This window comes from Thiomonas sp. 13-64-67, from assembly GCF_002282795.1.
Lineage (GTDB): Bacteria > Pseudomonadota > Gammaproteobacteria > Burkholderiales > Burkholderiaceae_C > Thiomonas > Thiomonas arsenitoxydans.
Map to the genome: position 1 here is coordinate 70,551 of NZ_NCKP01000002.1, position 18,386 is coordinate 88,936.

Below are 18,386 nucleotides of genomic sequence, written 5' to 3' on the forward strand. Positions count from 1 at the left end.
CGCCCTGCGGGTCAATGGATGTCAAAGTGGCAACAATTCATTCAAGCGCGTCCATCAGTTTGTCCTGCTCATCGTTTTTCGGCTGCCCGCGGCCCAGCAAGGCGTAGAGCAGGATGGCGCCGAAGGTCGCTGTGCCGATGCCTCCCAGTGCGAAGTCGCCGAACTTGAGGGTGAAGTCTGCCGTGCCCAGCATCAGGGTGATAGCCACGATGATGAGGTTGCGGCTGTCGGAGAAATCCACCTTGTTGTCCACCCAGATGCGCGCGCCGGAAACCGCGATCAGTCCGAAAATGACAATGGCCACGCCGCGCAGCACCGGCGGCGGAATGAGGTGAATGAGCGCGCCGAATTTGGGGCTGAAGCCGAACACAATGGCAATCACCGCGGCGGTGGCGAAAATCAGCGTGGAGTAGATCTTGGTCGCGGCCATCACGCCAATGTTCTCGGCATAGGTCGTCACCCCCGTGCCCCCGGCCGAGCCAGAGACGATGGTGGCCAGGCCGTCGCCGAGAAAGGCGCGGCCCATGTAGCGATCGAGATTGCGGCCGGTCATGGCGGTGACGGCCTTGATGTGGCCCAGGTTCTCCGCCACCAGAATAACCACGACGGGCACGATCAGCGTCATCGCCTTGGGCTGAAACTCGGGCGTAGCGAACGTCGGCATGCCGAACCAGGCCGCGTTGGTCAAGCCGGAGAAGTCCATCGGCGTGCCCAGTCCCAGGCCATTGGTGAGCACGGCGTAAATCACGCTGGCGATCAACAAACCCACCAGAATGAGCAGCCGCTGCACCATGCCGCGGGTGTAAACCGCCACCAGGCCGATGCTGACGAAGGAGATCAGCGCCATCCAGTCGTCGAAGTTGCTCGCGCCGTGACTCTTGATGGCGATGGGCGCCAGATTCAGCCCGATCACCGCGACCACCGAGCCGGTCACCACTGGCGGCATGAGCCGCTCGATCCATTTCACCCCCACGCCCATGACAATGAGGCCGATCACCGCATACACCACGCCGCAGGCGATGATGCCGCCCAGCGCGACACCGATATTCGGGTTCGCCCCGCTGCCCGAATAGCCACTGGCCGCGATGACCACGCCGATGAACGAAAACGACGAGCCGAGATAACTCGGCACCCGGCCACCGACGACCAGAAAGAAAATCAGCGTGCCGATGCCGCTCATCAAAATCGCGATATTGGGACTGAAACCCATGAGCAGCGGCGCGAACACCGTCGAGCCGAACATGGCCACCACATGCTGCAGCCCCATCACCAGGGTCTGCGGCCCGGGCAGGCGTTCATCCGGGGCGATCACCCCGCTGGTCTTGAGTTGCCATTTAGGAAAGTAGCCATCGGCCATATTGCGCTCCGCCTTGGATTGAGAGTGGGTGGGATCGGGCTTGAGCTCCGGCGTATGCCGACCGCTGCCCCGGTTTTTACTTGGTGCCGAAAATGCGGTCGCCCGCGTCGCCCAGACCCGGCACGATGTAGCCGTGATCGTTGAGCCGCTCGTCGATGGCGGCCAGGGTGATGGGCACGTCCGGGTGGGCGGCGCGCACGGTGCGCACCCCTTCGGGCGCGGCCAGCAGGTTCACCAGCTTGAGCGACGTCGCTCCGGCGCGCTTGAGATGGGTGAGCGCGGCGGCGGCCGAGTTGCCGGTGGCGAGCATGGGATCGACCACGATCACCAGGCGTTCGGCCATGTCTTCGGGCACCTTGAAGTAATACTCCACCGGCTCCAGCGTGGCCGGGTCGCGGTACAGGCCGATGTGGCCGACGCGGGCGTTGGGCAGCAGGTCGATCATGCCGTCGAGCATGCCGTTGCCCGCCCGCAGGATGGACACCAGACACAGCTTCTTGCCCGCGAGGATGGGCATACGGCACTGCGCCACCGGCGTGGTCACCTCGACCAATTCCGTGGGCAGATCGCGGGTGGCTTCATACGCCAGCATGGCGGCGATTTCGCGCACCAGGCGGCGGAAGTTGTCGGTGGTGGTGTCCTGGCTGCGCGCCAGCGTGAGCTTGTGCTGCACCAGCGGATGCGAGACGACGTGGACCTGGGAATCATTCATGGCGGGCTCTTTTTGGAATTGTGACGTTGGAGTAAGAACGGCAATTTTGCGTCATCCCGCTGTACCCACCTGCTACAGCCGCAACCGTTGGTGTGCAAACTACCGGGAATCGGATGCTACGGGTTTGCACTGAGGCGATTGTTGAACCATACTGCAGTGCAACAGAAAAAAGAGATGCGATTCGCACCGCCCCCATTCCAACCAGGAGACTCTCAATGCGTTTACCCCTTTTGACCCTGCTTGCGGGCTGCGTGCTCGGCCTGCAGGCCCAAGCTGCATTTGCCGCGCAGCCCACCCCGAACGACCCCGAAGTGATGCGCGGCGCCTATCTGGCCCGCGCCGGCGATTGCATCGCCTGCCACACCGCGCCGAAAGGCAAGCCCTTTGCCGGCGGCCTGCCGATGAATCTGCCCATGGGCATCGGCAAGGTTTACTCGCCCAACATCACGCCGGATAAAAAGGACGGCATCGGCAACTGGACCTTCGCGCAATTCGACGAAGCCGTGCGCCACGGCAAGTCGCCGCGCCTGGGCTACCTCTACCCGGCCATGCCTTACCCTTCGTATGCCCGCATCGAACCGCAGGACATGCGCGCGCTCTACGCCTATTTCATGCACGGCGTGCAGCCGGTGGCGCAGGCCAACAAGCCCGAAGACATTCCCTGGCCGCTGAACATGCGCTGGCCGCTGGCGGTGTGGGACTGGATGTTCGCCCGCGACGGCGTTTACAAACCCGACCCCAAGCAGACCGCGCAATGGAACCGCGGCGCTTATCTCGTTGAAGGACTGGGGCATTGCGGCGCCTGCCATACCCCGCGCGGCCCGTTTCTGCAAGAAAAAGCTCTGGCGCCCGGCGGGGCGGATGGCAGCCTGTATCTCTCTGGCGCGCGCATCGACAACTGGTACGCGGCCAATCTGCGCGGCGACCAGTCCGACGGTCTGGGCCGCTGGACCCCAGCCGAACTGGTGCAACTGCTCAAAACCGGGCGCACCGCCAACTTCACCATTGTCGGCAGCATGACCGATGTGATCCACGACAGCACGCAGCACCTGAATGACGGCGATCTGCAGGCGATTGCCGTGTTCCTCAAATCATTGTCGCCCATCCACCCGAATGCCGCGATCAACCAGCCGCAAACCCCGGTGATGACCGCAAGCGCCAAAGCTGGCGATCCGCTGTACGCGGCGCATTGCGCCATGTGCCATCAGGCGCAGGGCCAGGGCATTCCCAATGTCTTTCCCGCGCTGGCGCTCAACCCCACGGTCAATACGCCCGACCCGATCAACACCATTCGCATGATGCTGCACGGCGGACATACGGTCGAGACCAAAGGCAACCCCACGCCCATGGCCATGCCCGATCTGGGCGCCACACTCAACGACACGCAAGTGGCTGAAATCGCCAGCTATGTGCGCAGCAGCTGGGGCAACGACGCGCCGAACGTCAGCGCAGACGAGGTGGCGAAAATCCGCAAACTCGTCGCGGCGAAATAATCCAAGCAGCCCTTCCAGGCCCGGCCCAGCCGGGTTTTTTTGCGCCCTCAAGAAAACGCCCGGGCGCCAAAGACACGTTCCGTTTCAAATCAACGCACTTGTTCACCGCTTTGCGCAAAGTCCAGACCGAGAATGAATCATGACATTTTGAAGACGCGCCAAGCACGCGTCGGTTCAGTTTCATCCTCTGGAGACTCTCATGTCCATTCGCGCATCCAAAAAAATTCTGCGTCACCTCGCAGCCGGTCTGGCTTTGAGTGCCACGGCCGTTGCCGCCCACGCCGCGGCGGCTCCGTCGCAGATCAAGATCGGCACGCTCTACGCCAGCAGCGGCCCCTTCGCCGTCGCCTCGCAAGGCCAGTATGAAGGCCTGAAGTACTGGGCCGACGCCATCAACAAAGAGGGCGGCGTGTTCGTCAAGGCGTTCAACAAAAAGATTCCCGTCAAGCTCGTCGCCTACGACGACCAAAGCTCCACCTCCACCGCGACCACGCTCTACAACCAGCTCATCACGCAAGACAAGGTGGATGTGCTCGTGGCCGACTTCGGCTCGGTGCTCACCTCGGTGGCCGTGCCGCTGGCCGCCGAGCACCACATGCTGCTGATCGACCCGACCGGCTCGGGCGCCAACTTCTTTACCAAGCCCACCAACTATCTCGCCGATGTGAGCATTCCGTCGAGCACGGTGTGGCCGGTGCCGCTGGCCAACTATCTGGTGCAGCAGAAGATCAAGCGCGTGGCCATCGTCTACAGCGCCAACGACTTCGACGCTTCTCAGGCCGCCACCCTCAAGGACGTGCTGGCCAAGGCCGGCATCAAGCCGGTGTATGACCACGGCGTACCCACCAGCGAGTCGAACTACACCATCCTGCTGCACACCATCGCCGCCACCCAACCCGACGCGGTGCTGGAGTTCGGCTATGCGCCCAACGACATCGCCTTCCTCAAGGCGCTGCACCAGAGCGGACTGCATTTCCCCATGACCTTCACCATCTTTCCGGGCCAGCTGCTGTCGCTGCTGACCAAGAACGTGGGTGAAAAAGCGCTGGCCTATACCTACACCTACCCGACTCCGCCGCTGGTGAAGTACGACAAGGTGAGCTACGGCATGAACACCCAGCAGTTCGTCGATGCCTTCAAGGCGGCCATGAAAAAAGAGCCCAACTTCCTCGATTGCTCGGGCTACAACACCGGGCTGATCGTGCAGCACATGCTCGACACCGCGCCCAAGTTCGACCAGCTCGCCTTCCATCAGGCCGTCATGGACATGTCGGGCAAGACCACCACCCTGCTCGGCCCCTTCGACGTCAACGCCAACGGCGCCCAGCTCGGCCAGCCCTTCCCGGTGGCGCAACTACAGCCCAAGGACGGCAAGCTCGACGTGGTCGTGGTCTATCCGCAAGACAAGGCGACCGGCAAAGCGGTGTATCCCGCGCCCAAGCCGTAAGCACGACAAGGCGGGGGCCAGAGCGGCGCGGCAGGTGCGGCCTGTGCGCCGCTTCCTTCGACTCATCCACCAAAAGCAGCTCAGGGAGGGCGCGTGGAACTGCTTGAATACGCCATCATCGGCGGCATTCTGTATGGCATTTATTTCAGCCTGATCGGCATCGGGCTGAACCTGATCTTTGGCGTCATGCGCATCATCAATCTGGCGCATGGGCAGTTCATCGTGCTGGGCGCGTATGCCGCCTGGCTGGTGTCGCGCCACTTCGGTTTCAACCCGCTGTGGGGCGTGCCGACGGTGATCGTGGCCGCCATCGTCATCGGCTATCCGCTCTATTACGCCGTGGTGCCCCGACTGCAGCGCAGCGGCGACCCGGAGATGCTGTCGTTCATTCTGTTTTTCGGCGTGGGGCAGATGCTCGAAGCACTCACCGGACTGGGCTTCGGCGCCGATCAGCGCTCGCTGCCCAGCGAGGCGCTGGGCTCGGGCAATCTTGGGGTATTTGGGCAGGAGTTTCCGGATAGTTGGTGGTGGGCTGCCGGAGTGAGCATCGCCGCCATCGTGGCGCTGTGGCTGTATTTCACCCGCACCCGGCTGGGCTACGCCACCCGCGCCATCATGGCCAGCCGCGAAGAAGCGCTGGCGACCGGCATCAACGTGAACAAGGTTTCGGCGCTGGCCTTCGTGGCCGGGCTGGCGCTCGCCGGTGTCGCCGGGGTGTTTCTGCCCTACCTGCTCGGCTCGGTTTCGCCCGATCTGGGCGACAGCCTCACCACCACCTCGTTCGCCATTGTCATCATCGGCTCGCTGGGCAACCCGCTGGGCACCATCATCGGCGGCCTGGTGTTCGGGCTGGGCACGATGTTGATGCAGACCTATTACTCCTCCTGGTCCAACCTCGTGCCTTATGTGCTCTTGCTGGTGATCGTGCTCATCCGCCCCACGGGCCTGCTCGGAAAGGCGGTGCGCAGTGTCTGAACATTCTTTGCTGCAACGCTGGCGACCAGGGCTCATCGTGCTGGCCTTGCTGATTGCGGTGTTCCTGTTTCTGCCGCATGTTTACGGCAACGAGTCGCTGCTGTTCACGCTGATGACTTTCATCGTGCTCGCGCAGGGCCTGAATCTGCTCTATGGATTTACCGGCTACTTGCCCTTCGGCTATGTGGGCTTTTTCGGCTGCGGCGCTTATGCCACCTCGCTGCTGGTGCTGCACAGCGGCCTGCCGGTGCTGCTATGCGTGGTCGGAGGCGGGCTCGCTGCGGTGGTGATGGGGCTGATTCTCGGGCCGCTGCTGCGGCTCTCGGGCGCTTACTTTTCCATCGCCAGCCTGGCGGCGTCGCAAATCCTGTATTTCGTCGTCTCCAACACCAATCTGGCCGACATCACCGGTGGGCCTTACGGGCTGAAGATCGAACAGGTGTATGCGCCCTCTGCGAGTTATCACACCATGCTGGCGGTGCTGGTGCTGGCCACCGCGCTGGCCGCCTACTTTCGCGTCTCGGCCTTCGGCATGGGGTTGCGCGCCATGAGGCAAGACCCGGTGAGCGCGTCCATGGTCGGCATCAACATCGTGCGCGCCCGGCTCATTACCTGGCTGATTTCGGCTGGCGTGGCTGGCTTGGCCGGCGGGGCCTATGCGTGGAATCTGTCGGTGTTCTATCCCGAAGCGGTGTTCACCTTGCAGATTTCGGTGTTCGCCATCGTGTTCTCGTTGTTTGGCGGGGTGGGCACGGTCATCGGCCCCATCATCGGCGCGGGAGTGCTTTACAGCTTGTATTCAGCGATCGGCATCTCAGAGCCGCAGTATTTCCAGTTGATCTACGGCGGGCTCATCGTGCTGCTGGTGTTGTTCATGCCCGGCGGCGTGCTGTCGCTTTTGACGCGGAGGGGCGTGCGTGTCTTCTGAAACCCTCCTTCAGCTTAAGGGCGTGAACAAGCGCTTCGGCGGCCATGTGGTGCTCAACGACGTGAGCTTCAGCCTCGCGCCGGGCGAGATCGTCGGCCTGGTTGGCCCCAATGGTTCAGGCAAGACCACGACCATCAATGTCATCTCGGGCCTGTACCGCGCCGACAGTGGCAGTATTGCGTTCGACGGCAAGACGGTGCACAAGGTGCCGATGCACAAGCTGGCGCAGCTCGGCATCAACCGCACTTTTCAGGTGCCCAAGACCTTTCGCGACATGACGGTGCGCGAGAACATTGAAGTGGCCGCGCACTTCGGCCATGCCGTGGGCGCAGTGGACATCAACGCCATCCTCCACGACATCGAGCTGGACAAGCAGGCCGACAAGCTGGCGGGTTCGCTCACCGTCAACCAGCAAAAGCTGCTCGATCTGGGGCGCGCGCTGGCCACCGGGCCGAAGCTGCTGCTGGTCGATGAAATCGGCGCCGGGCTCAACCCGGCCGAGCTGGGCGGCATTGCCGAGCTGCTGCGCAAGCTGTCGCAGCGCGGCATCGCCCTCATCGTGGTGGAGCATCTGATGGCGTTTCTCGGCAGCATCACCCAGCGTGTCATCGTGCTCGGGGCCGGGCGCATGTTGTTCGAGGGCTCGCTCGACGCCGCCTCGCGCCACCCGGAAGTCGTGGCCGCATTCTTCGGGGGCGAAGCATGAGCGCATCCAATACAAGCGCCGCCCTGCTTTCGCTACGCGATGTGCAGACCGGCTATGGCGCGCTGCAAGTGCTCTGGGGCGTCGATCTGGAGGTGATGCCCGGCGAGACGGTGCTGCTGCTCGGCGCCAATAGCGCGGGCAAGTCCACCCTGCTGCGCACCCTCATCGGGCTGCTGCCGTGCTGGCGGGGCGAGATTGCCTTCGAGGGCGAACGCATCGACCGCCTCGCACCCGATCAGCACATTCGCCGCGGCATGGCCTATATGTCGGAACTCGGGGTGTTTCCCACCCTGTCGATCGACGAGAACATCGCCCTGGGCGGTTACTTTCTGAGCGATGCGCAGATTCGCAAACGCAAGGAGCAGTTGTTCGCGCTGTTCCCCGATCTCGCCGCCAAGCGACGCGACGCGGCGGGCACGCTGTCGGGCGGGCAGCGCAAGATGTTGGGCATCGCCAAGGTGCTGATCTCCGAGCCCAAGCTGCTGCTGATGGACGAGCCGTCGTCGGGCTTGGCGCCGGTGTTCGTCAAGCAGGTCATCGAGGTGCTCAAGACCAGCATCGGCGCGGGCACCGCCCTGCTCATCGCCGAGCAGAACGTGGCCTTCCTGGAACTGGCCGACCGCGGCTATCTGATCGATCACGGCAAGGTGCGGCTCTCCGGCACGCGGGCCGAACTCGAAGCCAGCGACGCGGTTCGCGAGACTTACTTCGGGCTGTAAACTCGGCGGCAACGATGCGGCATGTTGTCGCGTGCTGCCGCCATGCCCTACTCCACCTCCCGACAAGACGCCTTCAAACAGAGCACCTATCGCCGCATCTACCCGCTGCGCGTGGTCGGCATGGGGCTGGGCGGGCTGGCGATAGCCGGGGTGCTGATCGAACAGCACGCGCACCCGTGGCGCTGGGCGCTGATGATCGCAAGCTGCCTGCTGTGGCCGCAGATCGCCCTGCTGCGCGCTCGGATGAGCGCCGACAGCTACCGCGCTGAAAAACACAACCTGCTGATCGACTCGGCCATCGCCGGCATGTGGGTGGCGTTGATGCATTTCAACCTGCTGCCCAGCGTGGTGCTGGTCACCGTCACCACCTTCGACAAACTCAGCAGCGGCATGCGCCGCCTGTGGCTGATCTCGCTGCCGGGGCTGTTTGGCGCGGCAGTGCTTACCGCGTTGATTCTGCGCCCGCCGGTGCAGCTGGAAAGCTCGCTGCTGATCGTTGCCTGCACCTTGCCGCTGCTGGTGGTGCACACCCTGTCGAGCAGCATCGGCAGCTACCGGCTCATTCGCACCGTGTCGCGGCAGAACAAGCTGCTGGAACAACTGCGCCGCACCGATGCGCAAACCGGTCTGTTCGCACGCGACCACTGGCAGCAGCAGGCCGACGCCGCGCTGCAGCTTTTTCAGGCCGTGGGGCAACCGGCCTGTCTGCTGATGATCGATGTGGATCACTTCAAGCAGGTGAACGATACCTATGTGCCAGAACACCGGCCAGCCCGATGCGCTGGGCATCGCCGAGCGCATCCGCACCGAGTTGCTGACGCTGCGGCTGCCGCATCACCCCAATGTGCGGCTGAGCAGCACTATCGGCGTAGCCGCTGCCGCCCCGGCATTCAGCAACCTGCAAGCCTGGATGCAAGCCGCCGACGCCGCGCTTTACTCGGCCAAGCACCAAGGGCGCAACCAAGTAGCGAGTCACCCGACTGCTCCTTACGCTGCAGCGCAGGTTCGCCCCGCCTGAATCAAAGGCCACCTACGGCGGCAATGGTTGGCAATTCGCCCGCTGCAGGTCGCCTTCGCCCCTTCAATTGTGGGGGATGTCCGTTTACATTTCTTGGCATTGATGCGCACTGACCCCGCCCCCATGCCGCACGACGCCCAGATCACGACTGCACCGCAAGCCATTGCTGCGGCACGCGTGCGGCTGTTGCTCGCCACGGTGCCGGTTTCTGCCGTGACCAACGCATCCGTGGCGCTCATCGCCATGGCGCTTCTGCACGGCGGCGCACCCGCCGACTTTTATGCGGTCTGGGGTGGCGTGATGATCGGCCTGCAGGCGATTCGGCTGTTGGTCTGGCTGATCTGGCGCGGAGCGACGGCGGAAAACCTTCGCCCGGTGCAGCGTTCGCTGCGGCTACGCGTGCTGCGGGCCGCGTCCTGGGCCACGGGGATGAGTTGGGGCGCGATTCCCGCCGCCCTCTTTCCCGCAACCCCCATCGAGCAGTCGTTCGTCGCCTTCTTCTTGGCTGGGGTGAGCGGGGCTGCGGTGGCGGGTCTGGCGTTCGACGCCTGGGCTTCCGGGCTGTTCGTCGTCTCGGTCATCGTGCCGCTGGCGCTGCGTCTGATGGGGGTGCAGACCTCTTTGTCCACGGCGATGGCGGCCATGGTTTGCATCTATCTGCTCTACCTCGGCGTGGCGATACGCCGCGGGCAGCTCCAGTTCCTGCAACTGCTCGATTGGCGCACGCGGGCCGAAACCGCGCGCGCACGCACCGCGCGGCAAGCCCAGCTCAACGCCCTGCTGGCCGAAGCCAACCAGCTTGGCACCAGTGCGCCCAATGCCGCAGCGCTCTATGCCGCGATCTGCCGCGCCTACGCGGCGCTGGACGGCCAAGCGCCGCTGAGCATCGTGCAGCGCGACCCCGTCACAGGGGGTTTCAAGATCGCCGCGCAGTCCAGCCCGGCGCCACTGGACGTGCTGGACACCTCGCTGCTCGACAGCGCCTGGGGCCAGAACCGCCCGCAGTTCCAGGGCGATGGCCGCACGCTGGACGCCTGCATCCCGCTGCATGTGCAAGGGCAGGTGTGCGCCTTGCTGCGCGTGGTCTGCGCCAACGCGGCTGAGCGGCTCCCTTGCGAGATGGACGACAGCCTGCGCGACTGGCTGCTCAATCTGGCCGCCAGCGTGGATCGCGGGCTGCAAGCCATCAGCCAGCGCGAGCGCATCGACCGGCTGCAAAAACTCTACCGCGCCCTGATCAGCGAAGGCGAAGTGGTGCTGCAGTCGCGCAGCGCAGAAGAGATGCTGCAGCGCACCTGCGACACCCTCGCCACCGACACCCAGTTCCATGCCGCCTGGCTGGCGCGGCCGGACGACAGCGGCGCCTTTCGCGTGCTGGCGCGCGCAGGCGAAGGCGCCCTGCAGCTCGATCACTTTCGCGTGCATCTGAACGACGCCAACCGCGTGCCCCTGGTGCTGCGCGTCTGGGATACCCAGACTCTGCAGGTCTGCAACGATCTGCTCCGCGACCCGGACATGCAGCCCTGGAACTCCACACTGTCGCGCTATCGCTGGCACGCCGCCCTGGCCACCCCCGTATGGCGCGGTGGCGCGCTGTGGGGGGTGCTGGTGTTCACCTCGCCACAGGCGCAGGCCTTCGACGAGCAGACCATCGCCCTGTGCGAGCAGGTCGCGGCCCTGCTGGGCTATGGGCTCGATGAACTCGACGTGAAAGAGCGGCTGAGCCATCTGCAGCGCGTCGAAGCGCACCGCGCACGCCACGACACCCTCACCGGCCTGCCCAATCGCTATGCCCTGGAGCAATACCTGCCCGAAGTCATCGCCCGCGCGCGTCGACAAGGCAGCCTGTTCGCCGTGGGCATGATCGATCTCGACGGCTTCAAGCTGATCAACGACACCTGGGGCCACAGCGCGGGCGACCGGGTGCTGCGCGAACTCACCCGTCGCCTGCAGACCGTGCAGCGCCAGACCGATTTCCTGGTGCGACTGGGCGGAGACGAATTCGTCGTAGTGATGGAAGACCTCAACCCGCTCGAAGTCCAGACCGGCTATGCCAACAGCGTGCAGCGCCTGCGACAAGCCGTAGCCGCCCCGTTCGACATTGCGCCGAATGTGCAACTGCCCATCGACATGAGCATCGGCATCTCCGCCTACCCGCTCGACGCGCAGGACGCCGACACCCTGATGCGACTGGCCGACAAAGCGATGTATGCGGCCAAACCGAAAAACAGAACCTCTGCGAATTCCCCCTGAATTGCGCGAGCCCTGAAAAGTACGCTACTTCACCAGCGGCCTGATGGTGGTGAAGCCCCCATCCACCGCGATGCACTGGCCGGTGATGCGGCTGGCGGACGCTGACAGCAGAAAGGCCATGACTTCGGCGATTTGCTCGGCCGTCTGCACCCCGCCCAGCGGATATTGCTTGCCCGCGCCTTCGCGCATGGCGGCCACTTTGAGCATGCCCGCGGTCAAAGGCGTGTCGGTCATGCCGGGCGCTACGGCGTTGACCCGCAGACCGATCGGCGCGTAGGTCGCCGCCGCGCTGCGCACCAGTCCTTCCACGCCCGCTTTGGCCGCGGCAATGGCTTCGTGGTTGGCCACCCCGATTTGCGCGACGACCGAGCTCACCAGCACCGCCGCGCCCGGTTGCTGCGCGGCGCGGCGCGCCTCGATCCACGCGCCGAGCATGCACAGGGCGCTGTCGAGGTTGACGCGCAGCACCTCGCGCCATTGCTGAGCGCTGGTGCGGTGCAACGGTGCGATCAGAGTGTTGCCCACGCAATGCGCCAGATGCGACGGCGTCTGGCCGAGTTGCTCAGCGCACTGCGCGATGGCCTGCGCCGCGCCCTCGGGCGTGGTGACATCCGCGGCAATGCGCACGCTGGACGGCACATCGGCCAGCGCCGCCGCGTCTCGCCCAACGGCGGCAACGCGCCAGCCCAGCGCATGCAACTGCGCACTCAGCGCCCGGCCCATGCCGCCGCGCGCACCGGTAATCAAAACAGTGGGTTGCTCACTCATGAAACAGGTCTCCTTGGATAGACGATGACGCTGAAAGGATTTGCACGCGCGACCAATACGCAGAAAACGACCGGCAACGCGGCGTCGGCTCGGCAAATGCCAGTGGCGGCGTGGCCAGAGCAAGATCGCTCCAGGCTGCGGAAAGATGCGGGTTATGCCAGCCCTGCACCGAGCGCGCCGCTCTGAGCGCCTCCAGCAAAGAGGCCGCCGTTCCAAACCAGCGCACGGGCGCAAGCGCCTGCATGCGCGCAGTCACAAACTGCCAACGCGCGGCCGACCAGGGCCAGCGCGCGTGCCAATCGGCATCGCAAACCGCCACCGGCAGCCTGCCTTCTGGAACCGGCCCCAGCGCCCAGGGATGAACCAGCCAGACATCCTGTGCGGCCACGGCCAGCGCATCCGCTTGCGAAAACCCGCCAGCGGGCGGCTCGGAGAACAAGGCGGGCTCTGCCACACCGACAAACTCGCCGGGTTCAGGGCCGAGGTCTCGTGGTTGACGCGCAAGCGCACTCAGCGTGTCGTAAGACGCATCGATCACGGTGCCCGGGCTATGCCAGGCGGCAGGCGCGTACTTCGCCACGTTCTCGGCATTGAACAAATAGGGCTTGGAGCTGCCCGTGCCCGCCACCCATTGCCAAGACAGGTGGTTGCTGGCGAGATCGCCATCGAGCAGGTGCGCAACCATCCAGTCGGCCCCGGCGCGCCAGTGCACCTTGCGCAAATGCACGGTGTAGGAAGCCAGCCACATGCGCGCGTGGTTGTGCAAATAGCCCGTGGCATAGAGGGTGCGCACCGCCTGGTCGATCACCGGCACGCCGGTGCGGCCTTCGCGCAGATCCGCAGGCAAGGCGGGGGCGTAAGCACGGTCTGGCAGCGGGCCGGGGTGCTGCGATTGCAGAATGCCGCTGCCCTCGTGGCGCCAAACATGCTGAAAAAAAGCGCGCCAACCGAGCTCCTGCAGCAGCTTGTCCTGCAGCCCGAGACCGTGGCGCATCGTCAGGTGCTGCACCACGTCGCGCAGAGCGAGAAAGCCATGCGTCAAATACGGTGAGAGCCGGGTGACGTGCCCTTGCAAATGGTTGCGGCTGCGGGCGTAGTCTGCAGGACGCACCGCAGCGAGGTGGTGCTGCGCTGCTGCAAGGGTCGGCTCGAAAAGCGTTGCTGGTTCGGTTGCCAGAGTCATGCCGCGTCCCGGATCGACTGGGCTTGCGCCTGGATACGCGCGCGCTCGTCGGCCGACAACCGCGCCAGATTGCGCACCTGCATCACCGTGCGCGGATTGGCCGCAAGACGCGCCTCGTGCCGCAGCAAAAAGTCCCCGGATCGAACCGGCAGGCCGCGCACAGGCTGCCGCCGCTCATGCGCTGAATGTATTTGCCGCTGGCGATGTAGGGCTTGCTGGCCATCAGGCCGTCGTCTGCCGCCTGGCTCATCCCCAGGGTGTTGGGCAGTTCCACCCACTCCACCGCATCGACATAAACGGCCAAAAACCACTGGTGCACCTGCTGCGGCTGCACCCCGTGCAGCAAGGCATACAGGCCGATGACCATCAGCCGCTGGATGTGATGGGCATAGCCGTAGCGCAGGGTTTGCACCAGGGCGTCGCGCAGGCAGGCCATGTCGGTCTGCCCGCTCCAGAACCAGGCGGGCAACGGCGCCTGCACGCCCAGCGCGTTGCGCTCGGCGTAGCCGGGCATCTGCGTCCAGTAAATGCCGCGCACATATTCGCGCCAGCCCAGAATCTGGCGGATGAAGCCCTCGGCGCTGTGCAGCGGCGCTTGCCCCTGGCGCCAAGCGGTCTGCGCCGCCTCGACCACTTCGCGCGGATTCAGGAGCTTGAGGTTGAGCGCGGCAGAAAGGTGGGCATGCCAGAGCCAGGGCTCGTTGGGCCAGAGTGCGTCTTGCCACTGGCCGAATTGCGGCAGGCGCTCGCGCATGAAGCGCTCCAGCGCCTGCAAGGCCTGCGACCGCGTCACCGGCCAGGCGAAATCGGCAAGCGTGCCCGGATGGCTGGCGAAGCGCTGATTCACCACAGAGATGACCTCGCGCGTGATGGCGTCTGGTGCAAACTGCGCGGGGCCCGGCACTTGGCCGGGGCCGGACTTGGGAAACGCCTCGCGGTTGTCGGCATCGAAATTCCACTGTCCGCCAGCGGGCTGATCACCCTCCATCAACACGTCGTGTCGCTGGCGCATGGCGCGGTAGAAAAACTCCATGCGCAACTGCTTGCGACCCCGGGCGTGCGTGGCAAAGTCGCTGGGCGAAGCGTAGAAATGCCGGTCTTCGCGCAGTTCCAGCGGCACGCCGTGCGCAGCGGCGGCGGCCTTGATCGACTGCAGCACCCGCCAATCGCCGGGCTGGGTCATGACCAACTGCGCAGGGCGCAGGCGCTGCACAGCGCGCTGCAGCTCTGCGTCCAAACTGCCCGCGTTAGCGGCGGCGTCAAGCTCGGTGTAATGCACTGTGAGGCCGGCGGCGCGCAGGTCTGCCGCGAAGTGGCGCATCGCCGCCAGAAACAAGGCGATGCGCGGCTTGGAAGACCAGACATGGGTGGACTCTTCCGCCACTTCGGCCATCCACACCGCATCCTGCATTGGGTCGAACCCGTCGAACGCGCTTGCCTGTGGGTCGAGCTGATCACCCAGCACCAGCACCAAATGGCGCAGCGGCCTCGCAGGATCAGGGCTTGTCATGCAACGCTCCAACCTGGCTCTTGGCCTTGTTCCGATTTTTGCGGCAGGCTTGCGAGCAGTAGCGCACCGCCTCCCAGTTTTTCGCCCAGGCGCGACGCCAACTCATGGGGCGACCGCACACCGCGCAGGGTTTGCTGGCCAGAGCCGTCTTGTTTCCCTTGTGGCCGCTTGCCGCTGCGCTCATTCGAACAACTCCTGCTGTCGCGGTGGCGCGGGTGGCGCGACCGGCTTGCGCGCGCGGGAGCCGCTGGGCGGCAGGCCGCTCTTGCGCGAGCCGTGCCGCTGTTGCACCGCCCGCGCCTCGTTGCTCGCCTGCGGGCTTTGGCGGATGGCGTAGATGCGGTCTTTGGCCTGCTTGACGGCGCTGCGCTCGTTGACGATGGGCGGCGGATAAGCCGATGTGCCCCACTCCGGCACCCACTGGCGGATGAACGCGCCTTGCGGATCATGGTCAGCCTGCTGCTTGGCCGGGGAATACACGCGCAGGGTGTTGATGCCGGTGGTGCCCGATTGCATTTGCATCTGGCTCCAGTGAATGCCTGGCTCGAAATCGAGAAACTGCCGCGCCAGATGCAGCCCCGGCTCGCGCCAATGCAACCAGAGGTGATAGGCGGCAAAACTCACCAGCATGGCGCGCATGCGAAAGTTGATCCAGCCGGTTGCGTTGAGGCAGCGCATACAGGCGTCCACCATCGGGAAGCCGGTGTTGCCACTGCACCAGGCCTCGAAATACGCAGGGTTGAATTCGGGCTCGCGCAAGCCGTCGTAGGCGCGCGCAAAGTTGTGGAATTCGATGCCCGGTTCATCTTCGAGCTTTTGCATGAAGTGGCAATGCCAGCGCAGCCGCCCGGCAAAACCGCGCAGGTGATACGCCATGTTGCGCGCCGACGGCTCGCCGCTGGCCTGCAAGGCGCAAATGCGTTGCTCGGTGGCCTGATGCACCTGCCGCATGGAGAGCGTGCCAAAGGCCAGATGCGCGCTCAGGCGCGAGCAGCCGCGTTCTGCCGTCAGCGGGCTGGACAGATCGCGCCGGTACTGCGCGCCCCGCGTGTGCAGAAAGCTGTGCAGAGTGGACAGGGCCGCCGCCGTGCCTGCAGCGGGCGTGGGGCGGGCCGCGGGCAAGCGCAGATCGCGCAGGGCCGGAAAGTCGCCCGCTGCCAGCGGCTTGGATGCGTCGCGCAGGCCCTGCGGCACAGGCAGCTGCGGCGCATCCATGCGCCTTTGCCAGCGGGCCGCCCAGCCCGCACGATCACGCAGACGGCGCACCACGCCGTTTTGCGGCCATTCCTGCCAGATCACGCCTTGCTCGCGGCACCAATGCGCCACCCGTTTGTCGCGCGCATAGGTCCAGCCTGGACCGGTTTCTTCATGGCTGAACAGATGGGTGAAACGCACCTCGCAGCGGATGTCCTCGAACACCTGGGGCACATCGCCCACGCGCACCAACAGCCTGAGACCGGCTTGCGTCAGCGACTCCCTCAGCGCGGACACGCAATCCGCCGCGAACTGCACATGCTGCGCATCGCACTCCGGGCTGGCGATCCATTCCGGCTCCATCACGAAAAGCGCCAGCGCCGCATCGCATTGCGCGGCGGCGTGCAACGCGGCGTGATCCTGCACACGCAGGTCGCGTTTGAACCAAACGAGCGCCAGAGTCGACATGGTTCGATGATGCCATGCCCCGGTGGCAGACCGCTGCGCGCCGTCGAGTGCCATGACGGCGCCTACGGAAATGCCCACCGCTTCACAGCGTGGCCGCCAAAACCCCACGCAAACTATTGACCACGGCGATTTGCTGCGCGCGCAGCAGGGCATCGGCTTGGAGCACACACTCGCGCACCCCGCCGTGGTCGATCAGCCATTGCCGCCCGACTCCGGGCAACAGGCCGCTTGTCAGCGCCGGAGTGCACCACGCGCCGTCTAGGCGCAGCAGCAGCGAGCTGCGCCCGCCTTCGCACAGTTCGCCGCGTTCGTTGCAGAAGATCTGGTCGAACGCGCCCTGCGCCTCGGCGGCGCGCCAGGCGGCGTCGTAGCGCGCACGATGTGTGGTCTTGTGGCGCAGGAACAGGTCGGCCGAATCGAGCGCCTCGGCGGCCCGCAGCAGCCGCACCGGTTGCTGCGGCGCGGGCGGCAGGGGCTGCACGTCGATCTCGACCGTGCCCGATTTACGCAGCACCAACCGCGTGCGCCAGGGCGCGGGAGCCAGCGCCGCGCTGGCGGCTTGCCACGCCTGGCAGCCATCGGCCAGTGCGGGCGCAGAAGGCGCAACGAGGCCGCGATGCGCTTCGGCCAAGGCTTGGCGCAGCGCGGGCAGGTCGCAGGCAAAGCCGAAAAACGCCGCCGAGCGCGCCAGCCGGGCCAGATGCCGCTCGATGCGCGCAGCCTGCGGGGACCACACGGCGGCGAAGGTTTCGATCAGACCGAAGCCCGGATCGTGCGCGGTGACGAAGCGCAGCTTGTCCCAACATTCCTGCCACTCGGCGACTGGGTCGGAGTCGATCACCACGCCGCTGCCCACGCCCAAGTGAAAGGTGCGGGTTCCGGCGGCCTCCCCTGTGGTCTGCACGCCGTCTTCGACCTGCAAGGTGCGAATGGGCACGCTGAACACCGCCAGCGGCCCTTGCCCGGCGTCGCGCGGGTCGATGAAGCCCAGCGCGCCGGTATAAAGCCCGCGCGGCCCGCCCTCCAGCGCGCGAATGATCTCCATGCTTTTACGCTTGGGCGCGCCCGTCACCGAGCCGCAGGGAAATAGCGCGGCAAAAATCTCCGCCCAGCGCCGTGGCCCGCCGCGCTCGTCGAGCACGGCCTGCACACTGGAGGTCATCTGCCACACAGTGGGATAGCGCTCGACGCTGAAGCGCTCGGGCACGCACACCGAACCCGGCACGGCCAGCCGCCCCAGATCGTTGCGCAACAGGTCGAGGATCATCAGGTTCTCGGCGCGGTTCTTGGGATCGGCAGCCAGCACCAGCGCGGCCTGCGCGTCGGCTTCTGCGTCGGCACTGCGCGCAGCGGTGCCCTTCATCGGCCGTGCGCGCAGCGTGGCCCCGTCACGCGCGAAAAACAGTTCGGGCGAAAAACTGAGCACCCAGCGCCCGCCGAGTTTGGCCAGGCAGGAATAGCGTGTGGGCTGCGCCTGCCGCAGCGCGGCATACAGCGCCAACGGATGGCCGAACGCCTGCCCGCGCAGCGGCCAGGTGAAGTTGATCTGGTAGCTGTCGCCCGCGCGCAGGTGCGCAGCGATGCGCGCCAGGGCTGCGGTGTAGTCCGCCTGCGTGATGCCGGGCTGCAGAGCGGCCACGCCGCAGGGCTGGCCA

At 65.5% G+C, this 18,386-nt stretch carries 15 protein-coding genes and 1 pseudogene; 8 read left to right on the forward strand and 8 right to left on the reverse strand.

Translation table 11 applies throughout. From position 1 onward, the window contains the following. Window positions 1-37: 37 nt before the first annotated feature. Together B7X30_RS01240 and upp are read right to left on the reverse strand one after the other, a co-directional pair. Window positions 38-1,357, reverse strand: a complete 1,320-nt coding sequence (locus B7X30_RS01240; RefSeq protein WP_286728664.1) for a solute carrier family 23 protein — start codon at window positions 1,355-1,357, stop codon at window positions 38-40. A 76-nt stretch (window positions 1,358-1,433) separates the two neighbouring features. After that, window positions 1,434-2,069, reverse strand: a complete 636-nt coding sequence (gene upp, locus B7X30_RS01245; protein WP_156053153.1) for a uracil phosphoribosyltransferase — start codon at window positions 2,067-2,069, stop codon at window positions 1,434-1,436. A 215-nt stretch (window positions 2,070-2,284) separates the two neighbouring features. Here upp and B7X30_RS01250 point away from each other — a divergent pair, with 215 nt between their 5' ends. The 8 genes from B7X30_RS01250 to B7X30_RS01290 all read left to right on the forward strand — a co-directional run bounded on the left by B7X30_RS01250 (window position 2,285) and on the right by B7X30_RS01290 (window position 11,608). Continuing rightward, window positions 2,285-3,562: a c-type cytochrome gene (locus B7X30_RS01250; RefSeq protein WP_286728666.1), complete on the forward strand. Its 1,278-nt coding sequence runs from the start codon at window positions 2,285-2,287 to the stop codon at window positions 3,560-3,562. Window positions 3,563-3,761: 199 nt separating this feature from the next. Continuing rightward, a complete protein-coding gene (locus B7X30_RS01255; RefSeq protein ID WP_286728667.1) occupies window positions 3,762-5,009 on the forward strand; it encodes an amino acid ABC transporter substrate-binding protein in 1,248 nt (415 codons plus the stop codon). 93 nt (window positions 5,010-5,102) lie between these two features. After that, window positions 5,103-5,984, forward strand: coding sequence for a branched-chain amino acid ABC transporter permease (locus tag B7X30_RS01260; protein WP_013105212.1), 882 nt, complete (start codon window positions 5,103-5,105; stop codon window positions 5,982-5,984). Continuing rightward, entirely contained in the window at window positions 5,977-6,912 is a 936-nt protein-coding gene (locus tag B7X30_RS01265; protein WP_013105211.1) for a branched-chain amino acid ABC transporter permease, read from the forward strand. Before B7X30_RS01260 ends, B7X30_RS01265 begins: the two co-directional genes overlap by 8 nt. Further along, complete coding sequence (locus tag B7X30_RS01270) at window positions 6,902-7,618, forward strand: ABC transporter ATP-binding protein (RefSeq protein ID WP_286728668.1); 717 nt, start codon at window positions 6,902-6,904, stop codon at window positions 7,616-7,618. Before B7X30_RS01265 ends, B7X30_RS01270 begins: the two co-directional genes overlap by 11 nt. After that, window positions 7,615-8,337 carry an ABC transporter ATP-binding protein gene (locus B7X30_RS01275; protein ID WP_286728670.1) on the forward strand — a complete coding sequence of 241 codons (723 nt, stop codon included), beginning with the start codon at window positions 7,615-7,617 and terminating at the stop codon, window positions 8,335-8,337. The genes B7X30_RS01270 and B7X30_RS01275 overlap by 4 nt, the downstream gene beginning before the upstream one ends. Before the next feature lie 21 nt (window positions 8,338-8,358). After that, on the forward strand, window positions 8,359-9,468 hold the full coding sequence (locus tag B7X30_RS15780; protein ID WP_502694397.1) for an MASE2 domain-containing protein: 1,110 nt from the start codon (window positions 8,359-8,361) through the stop codon (window positions 9,466-9,468). After that, entirely contained in the window at window positions 9,458-11,608 is a 2,151-nt protein-coding gene (locus B7X30_RS01290; protein ID WP_286728671.1) for a sensor domain-containing diguanylate cyclase, read from the forward strand. The genes B7X30_RS15780 and B7X30_RS01290 overlap by 11 nt, the downstream gene beginning before the upstream one ends. 24 nt (window positions 11,609-11,632) lie before the next feature. Here B7X30_RS01290 and B7X30_RS01295 read toward each other — a convergent pair whose 3' ends face one another. The 6 genes and pseudogenes from B7X30_RS01295 to B7X30_RS01320 all read right to left on the reverse strand — a co-directional run. After that, entirely contained in the window at window positions 11,633-12,376 is a 744-nt protein-coding gene (locus B7X30_RS01295; RefSeq protein ID WP_286728672.1) for an SDR family NAD(P)-dependent oxidoreductase, read from the reverse strand. Beyond that, a complete protein-coding gene (locus tag B7X30_RS01300) occupies window positions 12,369-13,559 on the reverse strand; it encodes an FAD-binding domain-containing protein (RefSeq protein WP_286728673.1) in 1,191 nt (396 codons plus the stop codon). Before B7X30_RS01300 ends, B7X30_RS01295 begins: the two co-directional genes overlap by 8 nt. Further along, window positions 13,556-15,069 (reverse strand): annotated as a pseudogene (locus B7X30_RS01305) (cryptochrome/photolyase family protein). Before B7X30_RS01305 ends, B7X30_RS01300 begins: the two are co-directional and overlap by 4 nt. Next, the gene (locus tag B7X30_RS01310; protein ID WP_286728675.1) at window positions 15,056-15,253 is read right to left on the reverse strand and encodes a DUF2256 domain-containing protein; all 198 of its coding nucleotides are present in this window, start codon (window positions 15,251-15,253) and stop codon (window positions 15,056-15,058) included. The pseudogene B7X30_RS01305 and the gene B7X30_RS01310 overlap by 14 nt, the downstream one beginning before the upstream one ends. After that, on the reverse strand, window positions 15,250-16,731 hold the full coding sequence (locus B7X30_RS01315) for a cryptochrome/deoxyribodipyrimidine photo-lyase family protein (protein ID WP_465020127.1): 1,482 nt from the start codon (window positions 16,729-16,731) through the stop codon (window positions 15,250-15,252). Before B7X30_RS01315 ends, B7X30_RS01310 begins: the two co-directional genes overlap by 4 nt. Before the next feature lie 82 nt (window positions 16,732-16,813). After that, on the reverse strand, window positions 16,814-18,386 hold a 1,573-nt coding region (locus tag B7X30_RS01320), incomplete at its 5' end, for a chorismate-binding protein (RefSeq protein ID WP_286728677.1).

Bases quoted from the DNA above. Each gene is read 5' to 3' on its own strand.
- B7X30_RS01240 (WP_286728664.1), bottom strand. From the start codon at position 1,357: ATGGCCGATGGCTACTTTCCTAAATGGCAACTCAAGACCAGCGGGGTG.
- upp (WP_156053153.1), bottom strand. From the start codon at position 2,069: ATGAATGATTCCCAGGTCCACGTCGTCTCGCATCCGCTGGTGCAGCAC.
- B7X30_RS01250 (WP_286728666.1), top strand. From the start codon at position 2,285: ATGCGTTTACCCCTTTTGACCCTGCTTGCGGGCTGCGTGCTCGGCCTG.
- B7X30_RS01255 (WP_286728667.1), top strand. From the start codon at position 3,762: ATGTCCATTCGCGCATCCAAAAAAATTCTGCGTCACCTCGCAGCCGGT.
- B7X30_RS01275 (WP_286728670.1), top strand. From the start codon at position 7,615: ATGAGCGCATCCAATACAAGCGCCGCCCTGCTTTCGCTACGCGATGTG.
- B7X30_RS15780 (WP_502694397.1), top strand. From the start codon at position 8,359: ATGTTGTCGCGTGCTGCCGCCATGCCCTACTCCACCTCCCGACAAGAC.
- B7X30_RS01290 (WP_286728671.1), top strand. From the start codon at position 9,458: ATGCGCACTGACCCCGCCCCCATGCCGCACGACGCCCAGATCACGACT.
- B7X30_RS01295 (WP_286728672.1), bottom strand. From the start codon at position 12,376: ATGAGTGAGCAACCCACTGTTTTGATTACCGGTGCGCGCGGCGGCATG.
- B7X30_RS01300 (WP_286728673.1), bottom strand. From the start codon at position 13,559: ATGACTCTGGCAACCGAACCAGCAACGCTTTTCGAGCCGACCCTTGCA.
- B7X30_RS01310 (WP_286728675.1), bottom strand. From the start codon at position 15,253: ATGAGCGCAGCGGCAAGCGGCCACAAGGGAAACAAGACGGCTCTGGCC.
- B7X30_RS01315 (WP_465020127.1), bottom strand. From the start codon at position 16,731: ATGTCGACTCTGGCGCTCGTTTGGTTCAAACGCGACCTGCGTGTGCAG.